This is a genomic window from Paracoccus sediminis, from assembly GCF_900188295.1.
GTDB lineage: Bacteria > Pseudomonadota > Alphaproteobacteria > Rhodobacterales > Rhodobacteraceae > Paracoccus > Paracoccus sediminis.
In genome coordinates, this window is record NZ_FZNM01000003.1 from 18956 (window position 1) to 34472 (window position 15517).

Consider the following 15517-nt stretch of genomic DNA (forward strand, 5'->3'; position numbering starts at 1 on the left):
CCAAAGGTCACGAACGATGAAAAAAGACATCCATCCCGACTACCATGCCATCGAGATCAAGATGACCGATGGCACCACATACCAGACCCGCTCGACCTGGGGTTCGGAAGGTCAAACCATGACACTGGACATCGACCCCACCGTGCACCCAGCCTGGACCGGCGGTTCGGCCAAGCTGATGGACACCGGCGGCCGTGTGTCGAAGTTCAAGTCGAAATACGCGGGCCTGGGCTTCTGATCCGCCTGCCCTGCAATTTCGAAACGCCGCCCCAATCGGGCGGCGTTTTTCATGGTTCCGGCCGATCTTGTCTTCTTCATGACAATATCCCGCAGGGGGTCCGGGGGACGCGAAGTCCCCCGGCATTCGCGGGACGCAATCACTCGGCGGCCTCGGCCACCGGCCCGACCAAAGCCACGATATCCATCATGATCGTGTTCAACTGGAAATCCTTGGGCGTATAGACCCGTGCCACGCCCATGGCCCGCAGGCGCGCCGCGTCGTCGTCGGGGATGATGCCGCCCACGATGACCGGAATGTGGTCCAGACCCGCCGCGCGGATACGGGCCATCAGATCCTCGATCAGCGGCAGATGGCTGCCCGAGAGGATCGACAGGCCTACGACATGGGCGTCGTCTTCCTGCGCGCGGGCCACGATCTGTTCGGGCGTCAGGCGGATCCCCTCATAGGTGATGTCCATGCCGCAATCGCGGGCGCGGAAGGCGATCTGTTCGGCGCCGTTGGAATGTCCGTCCAGACCCGGCTTGCCGACCAGGAACTTCAGCCGCCGCCCCAGACGCGCGCTGACCGCATCGACCGCCTCGCGGATCTCCTCCAACCCCTCGGTCCGGTTCGACGGGCTGGCCGACACGCCGGTCGGACCGCGATATTCGCCGTGGACCTGGCGCATGACGTCCGCCCATTCGCCGGTCGTGGCACCCGCCTTGGCCGCAGCGATGGAAGGGGGCATCACATTCTCGCCCCGCGCGGCCGCATCGCGCAGGGCGTCCAGCGCCTGCCGCACCGTGCCCTCGTCGCGCCCGACGCGCCAAGCGCGCAACCGTGCGATCTGGTCCTGTTCCACCGCCGGGTCCACCACCATGATCCCGCCGTCGCCCGCCGTCAGGGGCGAGGGTTCGCCCCCCTGCCAGCGGTTGACGCCGACCACCACGGTCTCGTTCGTCTCGATCCGGCCTAGCCGTTCGGCGTTCGATTCGACCAGACGCGACTTCATGTAATCGATGGCGGCGATCGCCCCGCCCATGTCGTCCAGCAGCCGCAACTCGTCCCGCGCGCCCTGCTTTAACTCCGCGACCCTGGCGGCGATGACCGGGTTGCCGTCGAACAGGTCGCCGTATTCCAGCAGGTCGGTTTCATAGGCGACGATCTGCTGCATCCGCAGCGACCACTGCTGGTCCCAGGGGCGCGGCAGGCCCAGCGCCTCGTTCCAGGCAGGCAATTGCACCGCCCGCGCCCGCGCGTTCTTGGACAGCGTGACGGCCAGCATCTCCAGCAGGATGCGATACACGTTGTTTTCGGGCTGCTGTTCCGTCAGCCCCAGGCTGTTGACCTGCACGCCGTATCGGAAACGACGGTATTTTTCCTCCGTGATGCCGTAACGCTCGCGCGTGATCTCGTCCCACAACTCGGTAAAGGCGCGCATCTTGCACATCTCGGTGACAAAGCGGATGCCCGCGTTCACGAAAAAGCTGATGCGCCCGACCATCTCGGGGAACGTATCAGACGGAACCTTGCCCTTGAGGTCGTCCAGCACCGCGATGGCGGTCGCCAGCGCATAGGCCAGCTCCTGCTGCGGCGTCGCGCCCGCTTCCTGCAAGTGATAGGAACAGACGTTCATCGGGTTCCACTTGGGCAGGTGTTCCCGCGTATAGGCCGCGACGTCCGTAATCATCGCCAGGGACGGCGCGGGCGGGCAGATATAGGTGCCGCGCGACAGGTATTCCTTGATAAGGTCGTTCTGGACGGTTCCCTGCAACCGGCCGACATCGGCCCCCTGTTCCTCGGCCACGGCGATATACAGCGCCAACAGCCACGGCGCCGTCGCGTTGATCGTCATCGAGGTGTTCATCTGTTCCAGCGGAATCCGGTCGAACAGCGCGCGCATGTCGCCCAGGTGGCCGATCGGCACCCCGACCTTGCCGACTTCGCCCCGCGCCAGGACATGATCGCTGTCATATCCGGTCTGCGTGGGCAGGTCGAAGGCCACGGACAGGCCCGTTTGTCCCTTGGCCAGGTTGCCACGGTAAAGGGCGTTCGATTTCGCGGCCGTGGAATGGCCCGCATAGGTGCGGAACAGCCAGGGTTTGTCCTTGTCGGCCATGCGGCACCTCGCAACATTCTTTCGATTGGACCAGACTTACAGAAACAAACATGCGCCGTCAATTCGCCGCATTGCGGCAATAGATTCGATCATTGGGGCATTTTATTACCGTTTGATCGTCATTGATGTTGCAATATTGCGCGCCTGCATTTTACCTGTGTGGTCAGACCGCGGTGATTCTGCGCCGCAGCAGATGACAGGAGAAGCTGATGGCCCTTGATGCGCCGACCTCGATCGCACCCTATGACGCGCCGGTCAAAGACCTGTACGACATCGGCGAAATGCCCCCCCTGGGTCATGTTCCGTCGCGGATGCACGCTTGGGCGATCCGCCGGGAACGCCATGGCGAACCCGACAAGGCCATGCAGCTTGAGGTCGTGGACACCCCCGGCATCGACAGCAACGAGGTGCTGGTGCTGGTTATGGCGGCGGGCGTCAACTACAACGGCATCTGGGCCGGCCTGGGCCAGCCGATCAGCCCCTTTGACGGACACAAGGCGCCCTATCACATCGCCGGGTCCGATGCGTCGGGGATCGTCTGGGCCGTGGGGGACAAGGTGAAACGCTGGAAGGTCGGCGACGAGGTCGTTGTCCACTGCAACCAGGACGACGGCGACGACGAGGAATGCAACGGCGGCGACCCGATGTATTCGCCCACCCAGCGCATCTGGGGCTACGAGACGCCGGACGGCAGCTTTGCCCAGTTCACCCGCGTCCAGTCCCAGCAGCTGATGCCCCGCCCCCACCACCTGACGTGGGAGGAATCGGCCTGCTACACCCTGACGCTGGCCACCGCCTATCGGATGCTGTTCGGGCACGAGCCGCACGAGCTGAAGCCCGGCATGAACGTGCTGGTCTGGGGCGCGTCCGGGGGCCTCGGATCCTATGCGATCCAGCTCATCAACGCGGCGGGCGGCAACGCCATCGGCGTCATCAGCGAGGAAGACAAGCGCGAGTTCGTCATGGGCCTGGGCGCCAAGGGCGTCATCAACCGCAAGGAATTCAAGTGCTGGGGGCAGTTGCCCACCGTGAACACGCCCGAATACAAGGAATGGTTCACCGAGGCGCGCAAGTTCGGCAAGGCCATCTGGGACATCACCGGCAAGGGCAACAACGTCGATATCGTCTTTGAACATCCCGGCGAGGCGACCTTTCCCGTGTCCACCCTGGTCTGCAAGAAGGGCGGCATGGTCGTCATCTGCGCGGGCACCACCGGATTCAACTGCACCTTCGACGTGCGCTATCTGTGGATGCACCAGAAACGGATCCAGGGGTCGCATTTCGCGCATCTGAAACAGGCTTCGGCGGCCAACAAGCTGATGCTGGAACGCCGCCTGGATCCCTGCATGTCCGAAGTGTTCCCCTGGGCGGAAATCCCGGCCGCGCATGTCAAGATGATGAAGAACCAGCACAAGCCCGGCAACATGTCGGTGCTGGTGCAGGCCCCCACCACCGGCCTGCGCACCTTCGAGGACGCGCTGGAGGCAGGTCGTCCGTTCTGACGACAGCCATGGCGGGGCTGACAGGACAGGTCTTGCGACGGTCCCGCCAGCCCCCATGCCGCCCAGCGGCGGGGTCAGGCCTCGGCCTGCCGTTGTTCGATGGGCCGGCAGATCCACTCCCGAACGGTCTCCTTGGGGTATCTGGCCAGCCATTTGGCAATCTCCTGCTGGCCATGGATCATGCAGGTCATCACGCTCATGTCGGTAAAGATCAGGCTGCGATCCCGGCAGCTGGCGGGTTCGGCTGAAAGGCAACTTACGAACAACAACTCGATCACTGGATCATCCTTTCGTGCTTCCTGCGTTGACCCCCTTGGCAACCAAGCTACGCCAAAGATCTCATGCGGACGTGATTCCAGCGTGAATTTCCGCCAAGCAACCGGGATCGCACGCGAATCAGCCGCATGTTGTGCGGATGCGACGCGGTTTTGGGCATCAACGCGACGGACGCAGGCCTAGATCGGGGTTTCGTTCCGATCGGCATAGCGGCATTTCCATTCGCGAACCTGTTCGGTCGGATGCGTCTGAACCCAACGGACAAGTTCGCTCTGGCCTTGCAGCATGCAGGTGAACAGGCCGTTCTGTTCCTCGAACAAAAGGCTGTGGTTGCTGCAACGGTCGGGTTCGGCGATCAGGCAGGTGACGAAGAACAGCTCGATCATCGGAAATCCTTTCAGGGATTTTCATGACACGCGCAAAGGCCGGAAAAAGTTGCATGGGCTTTCGCCAAGACCCGCGCTAGAGGGGGGCCATGACCGTGTCCGCCCCCATCCTGTCTTCCGATCAGTCCGAAGCCTGGGACAGCCTGGCCGAAACCTTCGGGGCGGCGGGCATCGACCTGATCGCCAGCGAACTGCACCCGCCGCAACCCGGCAAGGCGCGGGTGATGGCCGTGATCGGCAAGGCGGGGTCGGGCAAGACGCTGCTGCTGTCGCAGATCACCAAGACGCTGCGCGATGCGGGGGTCGAAATCGTCAGCGGCGATTACGAAGGCCGCCGCCGCAAGGACCGGCGCAGCGTGGCGATCCTGGCGCCGACGAACAAGGCCGCCTTCGTGCTGCGGATGCGCGGCGTTCCCGCGACGACCATTCATCGGATCCTGTACACCCCGGTCTATGACCCGGAATACGAAAAGCTGGCCGAATGGCTTGCCGGGACCGGCGACCGGCCCGCGGTCGAGGGCATGACCGATGCCGCCCTGGACCGGGCCAAGGCGTTTCACGACCAGCACGCCTCGATCCCCGGCGCGCTGGCGGCGGCAGGATTGCGCGGATCGGACTTCATCCGCGGCTGGAAACGGCGCGAGGATGCGCTGGACGTGGGCCTGATCGACGAGGCGTCGATGCTGGACGAAAAGCAATTCGACGATCTTCGAGAGATTTTCCCGCTGCTGGTGCTGTTCGGCGATCCGGCCCAGCTTGCCCCCGTGGGCCAGTCGGGCGAGATGGTGTTCGACCGCCTGGCCGCCAATCAAAAGCTGATCCTGAACCGTATCCACCGTCAGGCGGACGACAGCCCGATCCTGGATCTGGCCCATGCCCTGTCCGACGACAGCCTGACGTTCGACGGGTTCGAAAGCCTGATCCGTGCCGCCGCCCGCCGCGACGGCCGTGTCGTGTGGGCCGAACGGGTCGAAAGCGACCTGATGGCCCGCAGCCCGGTGCTGGTGTGGCGCAACGCCACGCGGATCCGGCTGATCCACGCCTTTCGCGCGGCGTTCGGCGCGCCGGGCGACGCCCTGCTGCCGGGCGAGCCGCTGATCTGCGACGGGCTGGAACTGCCGTTGAAGCATCGCAAGAAGCGGATCGACCTGGAAGCGCGCGGGCTGATAAAGGGCGCTCAGGTCGTTTATCTGGGACCGGGCCGCAAGCCGGGCTTTTCGCGCCTGCATGTGATCGGCGCCGAGGATCCGCGCCTGTCGGCCGCCAGCATCGTCAAGATCGAACTGCCCGACCAAGAGGAGCCATTCATCCCCTATGCCGCCCGCATGGGCGCAACCTTCCTGCATGGCGCGGCGGTAACGATCCATAAATCGCAGGGATCGCAATGGCCCGATGTGCAGGTCTTCGGCCCTGATATTTCCGCCGCCGCCTGGTCGAACCGCTCGGAAGCCGGGATCCCCTTGTGGAAACGGCTGGCCTATGTCGCGATAACCCGCGCGCAGGAACGGCTGCTGTGGGTGACGAAGGCCCGACTGGCCCGCCCGTCGTCGCCGCTGGGCACCCAGGATCTGGACGCGCCTGTGGCCGATCTGGTCTTGGCGACCGACGAGGAATAGCGTCCCGCAAAGGCCGGGGCGCGTCGGTCCCCGGAACTTTCCGGGATGTTTCAAAAGGCAGAAGGGCGCATCAGCGCGCGGCCCTGCGATGGTCCAGCCGTTCGATGGAGAGACGCAGCGCCTCGACCAGGGCCTCCTTGGGGATGCCGGTTTCATGGGACAGGCGCATGATCCCGAAATGGACGCGGGCCAGTTCCTGGTAATAGCGCGTGAAGGTATAGTTGATTGACGCCCCGACGACGGCGCCAAAGATCGGGGCGGCCTGGGCCGCCAGCTTCTGCCCCATGGACACCGAAAGACGCGGCGCGACCTTGCTGATAAGGCCCTGCACGGTCTGGCCCGTCACCGACAGCCGCGCCGCCAGCAGGCCGATGTCGGTCGAATCATCCTCGGCCATCGGTCCGGCGGCGGCAAAGATGCGCAGGCATTCCATGCGCACCTCCTCGCTTTCGGGATCGAGGCCATGTTCCACCGCGATGTCCAGCATGGCCCGCAGCAACAAGGTGATCGTCACCGGAAGCTCGATCATCGCCCCCGCGAACCCGGCCACGCCGCCCGCCGCGCCCGACAGGGTGGACGCCATGCGATTGAACCAGTCGCCCCGGTCGCGCACCATCCGCCGCGAACTGCTGGCCGCCGTGAAGGCCCGGTCCAGGGCCGCGCGGGTAATCCTGTCCATGCGGCCCCGCACAAAGGACGGCAGCTTATCGATCAGGTTCTCGGCGCTGTTGCCGACGACGGCCATTGCCTCCATCCCCAGGCCGCCCGCGTCCAGATAACGCCGCGCCAGGCGGTCGATCTGGGCATGAACGGACGGATCATTGATCGGCGGAAGCACCAGTTGCTGATTGGTTGGCATCGGTATCCTCGTGTGGGTGATCGACCGTGACGCAGGGCGGCCGGGGGTCGGTGGCGCGCGCCGGTTCCGCCATGCCTTCCAGCACGCCGGACGAGGTTTCGCGGCTGACAAGCCCCGCCACATCAACCCAGGCGCCGGGGCGAAGTTCCAGCCCCAGCACCCGGTCGGGGTTGGTGGGCGGCGGCATGACCACATGGTCCAGCCGCGAAAATCCGAAGCGGCTGTAATAGGGGGCGTCCCCGACCAGCAGCACCCTGGCCCAGCCCAGCTTGCGCGCCCGCGTCAGGCTGTCGCGCATCAGAAGACCGCCCAGCCCTTCGCCCTGCGCGGTCGGGTGGACGGCGATCGGTCCCAGAAGCAGCACCGGCCTGCGCGCCACGCGCACCGGCCAGAACCGGATCGCGGCCATCAGGATGCCAGACGGATCGCGCAGCACCAGGCACAGGTCGGCAACCCTGGGCACGCCCTCGCGCAGGCGGTATGACGACAGGGCGGTCCGGCCGGGGGCAAAGCACAGGTCGTACAAGGCCTCGACCTCAGGTTCGTCGGCGGCAGTTTCGGGGCAGATTTCGTACATCGCGCCTTCCTGTCGGGTCTTGGCGGCCCTTAGCATGGCCTTGCCCGCGATGAAACCGGCAGCGGCCATTGCGGGTTCGGGCGTCCGATGGCAGGTTGGCGCGGCACAGGATCAGAAAGGCCCGCGATGTTCTACCGCCCCGAAAACGGCCACGGGCTGCCTCACAACCCCTTCAATGCCATCGTCGCCCCGCGCCCGATCGGCTGGATTTCGACACGGGGCGGTGTGGGCGACAACCTGGCGCCTTATTCGTTCTTCAATGCGGTGGCCTATGTGCCGCCGCAGGTGATGTTCGCGTCCACCAGCGCCAAGCCGGATCGGAACGGGACAAAGGACAGCGTGGCGCAGATCATCGAATCTGGGGTGTTCTGCGTGAACATCGCCACGGGCGACCTGCGCGATCAGGTGAACGCGTCGTCGGCCCCCCTGCCCGCCGGCACCAGCGAATTCGACGCGGCGGGGATTGCGGCCGCCGAATGCGACACCATCGCCTGCCCTCGCGTGGCAGGCGCCGCCGCCGCCCTGGAATGCCGGATGACCCGCGTGCTGCCCCTGGCGGGGGATGCAAACTATGTCGTGTTCGGCGTGGTGACAGGCGTGCATCTGCGCGACGATTGCGTGGTCGATGGCCGTTTCGATCCCCGCGCGGCGGGCGGCTGGATCGCGCGGCTGGGCTACAAGGATTACTGCGCCGTGACCGAGTTGTTCGAAATGGAACGTCCCGCATGAGCTTGAACGTCAAGGATTACATCCGCACCATCGCCGATTTCCCGCACGAAGGGATCCTGTTCCGCGACGTGACGACGCTGTTCGCCGACGCGCGCGGCTTCCGCATCGCGGTGGACCAGTTGCTGGCCCCCTATGCCGGGGCGCGGATTGACAAGGTGGTGGGGCTGGAAGCGCGCGGCTTCATCCTGGGCGGCGCTGTGGCGCATCAGCTTTCCACCGGCTTTGTCCCCATTCGGAAAAAGGGCAAGCTGCCCGGCGCGGTGATTTCCCAGGCCTATCACCTGGAATACGGAGAGGCGGTGGTCGAGGTGCATGACGATGCCTTGAAACCGGGCGAGCGGGTGCTGATCGTGGACGACCTGCTGGCCACCGGCGGCACGGCGGCGGCGGGGATCGCGCTGTGCGAGAGGCTGGGGGCGAAGGTGGTGGGCTGCGCCTTTGTCATCGACCTGCCGGACCTGGGTGGGCGGAAGGTGCTGGAAGGGCTGGGGCATGAGGTTCATGCGCTGACGGCGTTCGAGGGGGAGTAGAGGCACGGAATCTCGTCGCTTGACTTATCATTAAATTCTATATGAGATAGCATAGAACAAACAGGAAACTTACTCATGCGAGAGCAAAGCTCACCCTATCGAGACAACTACCGCAACTCGCTTTGATATGACTTCTTAGAGATTCGCGACCGCACTGAAAAACAAAGAGGTAACGTCTCAACTGCTAGTAGTGACTTCTCTAGGATGCTTTCGGCAGAAGAAACGATCACCAATTGCGATTTCAATGTTGCATCGGCGAAATATGTGGCGTGTGAGAACTTTCGAGCAGAACATAACAAGCTTTGCCGTGTAAGAATGCTTGAAGGTGAATTGGAAGAAGAACTGTTTCGCCACGCCGAGGATTACCGTTAGACGCGCGAAAGTCTATTACGTGCGTGCTACGCCAGTTATAGTGCGCGCGATTTCATGCACTACCCTTGACGGCCAACTGGTGCGTGCAAGTACGCACCCTACGCCAAGATTACCCCCGGATTCATGATCCCCGCCGGGTCCAGCACATTCTTGATCGCCCGCATTGCTGCCAACCGCGCGGGATCGCCCCATTCGGCCAGTTCCGCCGCCTTCAGCCGCCCCACCCCGTGTTCCGCCGAGAACGAGCCGCCGCGCGCCACCACCATCTGGTGCACCGCCCGCGACAGATCGCGCCGGATCCCGTCATAGGGGTCCCGCGTCCGACCCTCGGCCGGGAACAGGTTGAAATGCAGGTTGCCGTCGCCCAGGTGGCCGAAGCAGTTGATGCGCAGGTCCGCCATGCCCGCCAGCAGGGCGCTGCAATCGCGGATGAAGCGGGCGACCCCGGACAGGGGCAGGCTGATGTCGTGGCTGGCGATGGCGCCGATGTGGCGGTTGGCCTCGGGGATCATTTCGCGCACCGCCCACAGGTCGGCGGCCTGCTGGCCGGATCGGGCGATCACGCCGTCGCTGACCAGGCCCGCCTCGGCGGCATCGGTGAACAGGTCTTCCAGCGCGGCGTCCACAGGCAAGCCCGCAGGCAAGCCGACCTCGATCAGGACCAGCCAGTCGGGGCGGTCGGCAAAGGGCTGGCGCAGCGTGGGAAAGGCCGCGTCCAAGAACCGCAGCCCCTGCCCCGAGATCAGCTCGAACGCCGTCACCCCCCCGGCCATGCGCGCCTGGGCCAGCGACAGCAGGCTCAGCGCGGCCTCGGGCGAGTCCACGACCAGCATTGCCACGCCGGTTTCCGCAGGCACTGGCGCCAGCACCAGCGACGCCGCCGTGATGATGCCCAGCGTGCCCTCGGCCCCGATCAGCAGGTCGCGGATGTCGTATCCGGTGTTGTCCTTTCGCAGACGTTTCAGGTCGTGCATGATCTGGCCCTGCGGCAGCACCGCCTCGACCCCCAGGCACAGGGCGCGGGCGTTGCCGTATCGCAGCACATTCACGCCGCCCGCATTGGTGGCCAGCACGCCGCCGATCTGCGCGGTCCCCTGGGATGCCAGCGACAGCGGGAACTGCCGCCCGACCGCCGCCGCAGCGTCGCGCACCTGGTGCAGGGTCGCGCCCGCCTCGGCCACGATCACGCCTTCCTCGGGGTAAATGGCGCGGATGGCGGTCATCCGTTCCAGCGACAGGACCAGGGGCGCCGTGCCATCGGGCATCACCTGCCCGCCGACCAGTCCCGTGCCGCCGCCGCGCGGGACGATGGGCACGCGCGCATCCGCGCAGGCGCGGACGATGGCCGCGACCTCATCCACCGTGCGGGGGGCGGCGATCAGACCGGCGCGGCCCTTGTAACGGCCACGCGGTTCCTCGAGATAGGCAGGCGCCATGTCGCGCAGCACGCCGTCAGGCAGCAGCCGCGCCAATGCGTCGGTGGCGTCGTTCAGCATCCTGTCCCCTTACCGCGCGTCGCTGCGGCCGCGCCGGTCGCCGCGCAGGTTGGCATACAGCACATGGTTGCGCCATCGTCCGTCGATTTGCAGATAGCTTTGCGCGACGCCTTCGTACTTGAAACCCGACTTTTCCAGCACCCCGCGAGAGGCTGCGTTTTCCGGCAGGCAGGCGGCCTCGACCCGGCTCAGGTCCAGGGCGGTAAAGGCATGATGGACCAAAACGCCGATCCCCTCGCGCATGTAACCTTGGCGGGCAAAGGGCTGGCCGATCCAGTAACCGATGGTGCCCGACTGCGCCGGGCCGCGGCGGATGTTGTCCAGCGTGATCGCCCCCAGCAACACTCCGTCGCGGCGCACCAGAAACAGCGGCAAGGCGGTGCCGCCCCGGCTGGCGCGGGCAGCCCAATAGACGCGATTGACGAAACTTTTGCGGGTCAGATGGTCCGGGGACCAGACGGGTTCCCACGGGGTCAGGAAATCCCGGCTGGCATCGCGCAGGGACATCCAGGCACGAAAGTCGCTATGGGCAGGCAGGCGCAGCACGATCCGTTCGGTTTCCAGCCGCACGGGCCGGGCGCGCAGGAACATCAGGCGGCAAGCCTTTCGGCCAGGGCGCCCAGCGCGGGCGCGGCCTTGACGGGACCGTAGAGAGCCAAGGCCGGACGAGCCTGCGCGATCAGGGCCTCGGCATGGGCGCGCACCTCGGCCACGGTCACGGCGGCGATGCGGTCCGCGACCTCGGCCGCGTCGGGCACCCGGCCCCAGATCGCCAGCGTGCGGGCCATCCGTTCGGCCTGCGACGACGGGCTTTCCAGCGACATCAGCAGACTGGCGCGCAGTTGCGCCTTGGCGCGGGCGACCTCGGCCTCGGACATGTCTTCGGCGGCGCGCTTGATCTCGTCGATGGTCAGAGTGGACAGATCGGCCAGATCCTCGGCCCCCGTCCCCGCATAGATGGTCAGCATCCCGGTGTCGTCATGAAACCCGGACTGCGCAAAGATCGTATAGCACAGCCCGCGTTCCTCGCGCAGCTTCTGGAACAGGCGCGACGACATGCCCCCGCCAAGGGCGGATGAGAAGATCTGCGCGGCATAGAAATCCGGCGCCAGATAGCCCGGTCCTTCCAGGGCCAGGGCGAAATGGGCCTGTTCCAGCTTCTTGACCTTGCGCGTTTCCAGGCCCTGCCAGCGCGCGGCCTCTCGCGGGGCCTGGGTCACGGTGGCCAGATGACCGAACGCGCGTTCGGCCAGCCGCACGATCCGGTCGTGATCGACCGCGCCCGCCGCCGCCACGACCATCTGGCCGGGACCATAGTTTTCGGCGACAAAGCCCGACAAGTCGGACCGGCCGAAACGGCTGACGCGTTCGGCGGGGCCAAGAATGGTACGGCCCATCGGCTGGTTCGGATAGGCGGCCTCTTGCAGCCAATCGAAGATCACGTCGTCGGGCGTATCCATGGACTGCCCGATTTCCTGGAGGATCACGCCGCGTTCGATCTCGATTTCCCGTTCGTCGAAGATCGGGTTCAACACGATGTCCGACATCACGCCGAAGGCCAGATCGACATCGTCTTCCAGCACCCGGACGTAATAGGCGGTCGCATCGCGCGAGGTATAGGCGTTGATGTAACCGCCCACATCCTCGATCGCCTCGGCGATTTGAAGCGCGGTCCGCGTCGCGGTGCCCTTGAAAGCCATGTGTTCCAGGAAATGCGCGATGCCGTTCTGTTCCGGGCGTTCGTTGCGCCCGCCCGCACTGACCCAGATGCCCAAGGCGGTCGAATGCAGCCCCGGCATCAGGCGGGTCGCCACACGCAGGCCGTTGGGAAGGGTCGTCACATGCAGGTTGGGGTCTTTGTTCACTGGGTTCTCCGGTCAAGGATCAGCGATTTAAGCGCCTCGACGTCGTTTTCAACCCGCGTCACGCGTTCGGGCAGGTCGAACAGGCGGGCCATGTGCGGCGGCAAGGCCGGGCGCAGGCCGATAGCGGCCTCCACAGCATCGGGAAACTTGGCGGGATGGGCGGTGGCCAGCGTCACCATCGGCACGCCGGGTTCGATGTGCCGACGCGCGACGGCCACGCCCACGGCGCTGTGCGGGCACAGGATCTCGCCCGTCTCGGCCCGGATGGTGCGGATCATCGCCAGCGTCTCCTCCTCGGATACCCGGCCCGACAGATACTGCTCGCGCAGCGCCTGCAACGCGCCCTGGCTGATGGCAAAGCCGCCGCCGCGCAGTTCGTCCATCAGTTGCGAAACCGCCGGCGCATCGCCGCCATAGGCCAGATACAGCGCCCGTTCGAAGTTGGAACTGACCTGGATGTCCATCGACGGGCTGATCGAGGGTTCGACCGTTCCCATGCGATATTCGCCCGTGGTCAGCGCGCGGTGCAGGATGTCGTTCTGGTTGGTGGCCACGATCAGCCGACGGATCGGCAGGCCCATGGCGCGGGCCACGGACCCCGCGAAAATGTCGCCGAAATTGCCGGTCGGCACCGTGAAATCCGTCGGCCGCATTCCCAGGCTGGCGCAAGCGGTGACGTAATAGACGATCTGCGCCACGATCCGCGCCCAGTTGATGCTGTTGACCCCGGCCAGCCCCACCGCGTCGCGAAAGGCGTGGTCGTTGAACAGATCCTTCAACCGTGCCTGGCAGTCGTCGAAATGCCCTGTCACGGACAGGGCGTGGACGTTTTCGGCGGTGGGCGTGGTCATCTGGCGGCGCTGCACCTCGGACACGCGGCCATGGGGGAACATGATGAACACGTCCACGTTGTCGATGCCCTTGAACGCCTCGATGGCCGCAGAGCCGGTATCGCCCGAGGTCGCGCCGACAATGGTGATCCGCCGTCCCGACCGTTTCAAGGCAATCTCGAACAGCTGCGCGATCAGCTGCATCGCGAAATCCTTGAAGGCCAGCGTCGGGCCGTGGAACAGTTCAAGCAGGTGATGGCCGGGGGCAAGTTGTCGCAACGGTGCCTTGGCCGCATGTTCGATGCGCGCATAGGCGCGGTCGATGGCGCCGCGCAGTTCGGCGTCGGAAAAGCTGTCGCCGGTAAAGGGGCGGATAACGCGGAAGGCAACCTCGTCATAGGGCAGGCCGTCCAGATCGTTCAGCCCGGAAAGCGTCGGGATCGTTTCGGGCAGATACAGCCCGCCATCGCGCGCCAGACCCGACAGCATGGCCCCTTCAAAATTCAGCACGGGGGCCTTTCCCCGCGTCGAGACGTAACGCATCCGCATTCCCTCAGTATTTCCGCTGCCTGATACGCCAGATCAGGGCCAGTGTCATCCCTGCCCAGGTCGCCGCGATCACGAACCACTGGATGGCATAGGTCAGGTGATTGTTGGGAATGCCCTGGATGGAAACGGGGATCGGTTCGACGCCTTGCGCATCCCCCTCCACGAAACTGGCCACGACCAGCACAGGTTCGGTATCCAGAACCTTGGCCATGGCCGGCACGTCACGGGCGAACCAGATGTTCTCATCCATGTTCGGATCCGGCGTGGCGCTGCCTTTTTCGTCAGGCCAGTGCAGGTTGCCGCGGATGTTCAGCCGCACCGGGCCGCGTTCGGCACGACGCAGTTCCTGGGGCACGAAGCCCCGGTCCACCATGATGGCGCGGCCGTCATCGGTGACGAACCGCGACACGACCTGATAGCCCCCGCCCTGTTCCTTGGTGTGGGACAGGACGTCGATCTCGGCCCCCGTGGTGGTGCCGCTGACGGTCACGGGCATGTATTTCATCGATGGGTCGGGATCGGCAGGCAAGGGCATGGGCGCGGCTTCGATGCTGGCCTGGATTTCGTCCAGAACTCCGTCCTTCCAATCGGCCCGGCGCAATTGCCACAGCCCCAGCTGGATCAGGATCGCGCAGCCGACCACGCCAAGGATCAGGGGAAACAGGATGCGGCGCATGATTCAGGTCCGTCGGACAAAAAACGCGCGGAGAAGCCTCCGCGCGTCGCGTTTCGGATCGGGCGGCGGTCAGCTGCCCCAGACATAGACCACGGCGAACAGGAACAGCCACACAACATCGACGAAATGCCAGTACCAGGCGGCGGCCTCGAAGCCGACATGCTTTTCCTGGCTCATCTGGCCCTTCATCAGGCGCACCAAGCAGACCGCCAGGAAGATTGTCCCGATCAGGACATGCAGCCCGTGAAAGCCCGTCGCCAGATAAAAGGCGCCAGCATAGGCCGTATCGCTCAGGCCGAAGGCCGCATGGCTGTATTCATAGATTTGCAGAAACGAAAAGACCGCGCCCAGGATCACAGCGACGATCAGGCCGTTGATGGTGGTCTTGCGGTCGTTGTCGTGAACAAGCGCATGGTGCGCCCAGGTCACGGCCACGCCCGACAGCAGCAGGATCAGCGTGTTGATGAACGGCAAATGCCAGGGATCAAACGTCACGATCCCCTCGGGCGGCCAGACGCCGTCCTTGATCGGGCTTTCCGGCCCCATCGGATACATGGCCTGCTTGATGAAATTCCAGAACCACGCAACGAAGAACATCACTTCCGAGATGATGAACAGGATGAAGCCGTATTGCAGGCCGATCCGCACCACCGGGGTATGATCGCCCGACTGGCTTTCGCGCACCACGTCGGCCCACCAACTGTACATCACATACAGCACGCCGACAAAGCCGATCAGGAACAGCCAGGGTCCGCGGACCGGAATGCCCAGCAGGCTGACATTGCCCGTGTGCATCCAGCCCACGGCACCGTACAGCATCAGGAACGCCGACACGGCAGCGACGAGGGGCCAGATCGACGGCGGAAGAATGTGATAATCGTGGTTCTTTGCGTGCGCCATGAGCGGTCCCCGTCG

The 15517-nt window shown here is 65.1% G+C and carries 15 protein-coding genes and 1 pseudogene; 5 read left to right on the forward strand and 11 right to left on the reverse strand.

Going from position 1 to position 15517, the window contains the following annotated elements; all coding sequences use genetic code 11:
* Nucleotides 1-16 precede the first annotated feature (16 nt).
* Nucleotides 17-238, forward strand: coding sequence for a 50S ribosomal protein L31 (gene rpmE / locus CHB77_RS05530; protein ID WP_089387209.1), 222 nt, complete (start codon nt 17-19; stop codon nt 236-238).
* Nucleotides 239-377: 139 nt separating this feature from the next.
* Here rpmE and CHB77_RS05535 read toward each other — a convergent pair whose 3' ends face one another.
* A complete protein-coding gene (locus tag CHB77_RS05535) occupies nt 378-2339 on the reverse strand; it encodes a protein meaA (RefSeq protein WP_089387210.1) in 1962 nt (653 codons plus the stop codon).
* 209 nt (nt 2340-2548) lie between these two features.
* Between CHB77_RS05535 and ccrA the strand changes: the two genes are divergently transcribed.
* The gene (gene ccrA / locus CHB77_RS05540) at nt 2549-3841 is read left to right on the forward strand and encodes a crotonyl-CoA carboxylase/reductase (protein WP_089387211.1); all 1293 of its coding nucleotides are present in this window, start codon (nt 2549-2551) and stop codon (nt 3839-3841) included.
* Nucleotides 3842-3915: 74 nt separating this feature from the next.
* On the opposite strand, the gene CHB77_RS05545 is transcribed toward ccrA, so the two are convergent.
* Nucleotides 3916-4119 carry a hypothetical protein gene (locus CHB77_RS05545; RefSeq protein WP_089387212.1) on the reverse strand — a complete coding sequence of 68 codons (204 nt, stop codon included), beginning with the start codon at nt 4117-4119 and terminating at the stop codon, nt 3916-3918.
* 177 nt (nt 4120-4296) lie between these two features.
* Nucleotides 4297-4503 (reverse strand): hypothetical protein, encoded by a 207-nt coding sequence (locus tag CHB77_RS05550; RefSeq protein ID WP_089387213.1) that lies wholly within the window; start codon nt 4501-4503, stop codon nt 4297-4299.
* 89 nt (nt 4504-4592) lie between these two features.
* On the opposite strand from CHB77_RS05550, the gene CHB77_RS05555 reads away from it, so the two are divergent.
* The gene (locus tag CHB77_RS05555) at nt 4593-6119 is read left to right on the forward strand and encodes an ATP-dependent DNA helicase (protein WP_089387214.1); all 1527 of its coding nucleotides are present in this window, start codon (nt 4593-4595) and stop codon (nt 6117-6119) included.
* Between the two features lie 70 nt (nt 6120-6189).
* On the opposite strand, the gene CHB77_RS05560 is transcribed toward CHB77_RS05555, so the two are convergent.
* Together CHB77_RS05560 and CHB77_RS05565 are read right to left on the reverse strand one after the other, a co-directional pair.
* Nucleotides 6190-6978: an EcsC family protein gene (locus CHB77_RS05560; RefSeq protein ID WP_089387215.1), complete on the reverse strand. Its 789-nt coding sequence runs from the start codon at nt 6976-6978 to the stop codon at nt 6190-6192.
* 97 nt (nt 6979-7075) lie between these two features.
* Nucleotides 7076-7555 (reverse strand): annotated as a pseudogene (locus CHB77_RS05565) (GNAT family N-acetyltransferase); the annotation flags it as partial.
* Between the two features lie 126 nt (nt 7556-7681).
* Here CHB77_RS05565 and CHB77_RS05570 point away from each other — a divergent pair.
* Both CHB77_RS05570 and CHB77_RS05575 read left to right on the forward strand, forming a co-directional pair.
* Nucleotides 7682-8284, forward strand: coding sequence for a flavin reductase family protein (locus CHB77_RS05570; protein ID WP_089387216.1), 603 nt, complete (start codon nt 7682-7684; stop codon nt 8282-8284).
* Nucleotides 8281-8814 carry an adenine phosphoribosyltransferase gene (locus CHB77_RS05575; protein WP_089387217.1) on the forward strand — a complete coding sequence of 178 codons (534 nt, stop codon included), beginning with the start codon at nt 8281-8283 and terminating at the stop codon, nt 8812-8814. The genes CHB77_RS05570 and CHB77_RS05575 overlap by 4 nt, the downstream gene beginning before the upstream one ends.
* Before the next feature lie 470 nt (nt 8815-9284).
* On the opposite strand, the gene CHB77_RS05580 is transcribed toward CHB77_RS05575, so the two are convergent.
* From CHB77_RS05580 to CHB77_RS05605, 6 genes are all read right to left on the reverse strand, one after another.
* The gene (locus CHB77_RS05580) at nt 9285-10682 is read right to left on the reverse strand and encodes an FAD-binding oxidoreductase (RefSeq protein WP_089387218.1); all 1398 of its coding nucleotides are present in this window, start codon (nt 10680-10682) and stop codon (nt 9285-9287) included.
* Nucleotides 10683-10691: 9 nt separating this feature from the next.
* The gene (locus tag CHB77_RS05585; protein ID WP_165456208.1) at nt 10692-11273 is read right to left on the reverse strand and encodes a GNAT family N-acetyltransferase; all 582 of its coding nucleotides are present in this window, start codon (nt 11271-11273) and stop codon (nt 10692-10694) included.
* Nucleotides 11273-12547: a M16 family metallopeptidase gene (locus CHB77_RS05590; protein ID WP_278185008.1), complete on the reverse strand. Its 1275-nt coding sequence runs from the start codon at nt 12545-12547 to the stop codon at nt 11273-11275. The genes CHB77_RS05585 and CHB77_RS05590 overlap by 1 nt, the downstream gene beginning before the upstream one ends.
* Nucleotides 12544-13920: a threonine synthase gene (gene thrC, locus CHB77_RS05595; RefSeq protein WP_089387220.1), complete on the reverse strand. Its 1377-nt coding sequence runs from the start codon at nt 13918-13920 to the stop codon at nt 12544-12546. Before thrC ends, CHB77_RS05590 begins: the two co-directional genes overlap by 4 nt.
* Nucleotides 13921-13930: 10 nt before the next feature.
* Entirely contained in the window at nt 13931-14602 is a 672-nt protein-coding gene (locus tag CHB77_RS05600; RefSeq protein ID WP_089387221.1) for an SURF1 family protein, read from the reverse strand.
* A gap of 69 nt (nt 14603-14671) precedes the next feature.
* A complete protein-coding gene (locus CHB77_RS05605) occupies nt 14672-15502 on the reverse strand; it encodes a cytochrome c oxidase subunit 3 (RefSeq protein WP_089387222.1) in 831 nt (276 codons plus the stop codon).
* Nucleotides 15503-15517 lie beyond the last annotated feature (15 nt).

What these genes read in the sequence shown, in the direction of transcription:
- CHB77_RS05555 (WP_089387214.1), top strand. Translation starts at nt 4,593, where the DNA reads ATGACCGTGTCCGCCCCCATCCTGTCTTCCGATCAGTCCGAAGCCTGG.
- CHB77_RS05535 (WP_089387210.1), bottom strand. Translation starts at nt 2,339, where the DNA reads ATGGCCGACAAGGACAAACCCTGGCTGTTCCGCACCTATGCGGGCCAT.
- CHB77_RS05570 (WP_089387216.1), top strand. Translation starts at nt 7,682, where the DNA reads ATGTTCTACCGCCCCGAAAACGGCCACGGGCTGCCTCACAACCCCTTC.
- thrC (WP_089387220.1), bottom strand. Translation starts at nt 13,920, where the DNA reads ATGCGTTACGTCTCGACGCGGGGAAAGGCCCCCGTGCTGAATTTTGAA.
- CHB77_RS05560 (WP_089387215.1), bottom strand. Translation starts at nt 6,978, where the DNA reads ATGCCAACCAATCAGCAACTGGTGCTTCCGCCGATCAATGATCCGTCC.
- CHB77_RS05550 (WP_089387213.1), bottom strand. Translation starts at nt 4,503, where the DNA reads ATGATCGAGCTGTTCTTCGTCACCTGCCTGATCGCCGAACCCGACCGT.
- rpmE (WP_089387209.1), top strand. Translation starts at nt 17, where the DNA reads ATGAAAAAAGACATCCATCCCGACTACCATGCCATCGAGATCAAGATG.
- CHB77_RS05605 (WP_089387222.1), bottom strand. Translation starts at nt 15,502, where the DNA reads ATGGCGCACGCAAAGAACCACGATTATCACATTCTTCCGCCGTCGATC.
- CHB77_RS05580 (WP_089387218.1), bottom strand. Translation starts at nt 10,682, where the DNA reads ATGCTGAACGACGCCACCGACGCATTGGCGCGGCTGCTGCCTGACGGC.
- ccrA (WP_089387211.1), top strand. Translation starts at nt 2,549, where the DNA reads ATGGCCCTTGATGCGCCGACCTCGATCGCACCCTATGACGCGCCGGTC.
- CHB77_RS05575 (WP_089387217.1), top strand. Translation starts at nt 8,281, where the DNA reads ATGAGCTTGAACGTCAAGGATTACATCCGCACCATCGCCGATTTCCCG.
- CHB77_RS05585 (WP_165456208.1), bottom strand. Translation starts at nt 11,273, where the DNA reads ATGTTCCTGCGCGCCCGGCCCGTGCGGCTGGAAACCGAACGGATCGTG.
- CHB77_RS05600 (WP_089387221.1), bottom strand. Translation starts at nt 14,602, where the DNA reads ATGCGCCGCATCCTGTTTCCCCTGATCCTTGGCGTGGTCGGCTGCGCG.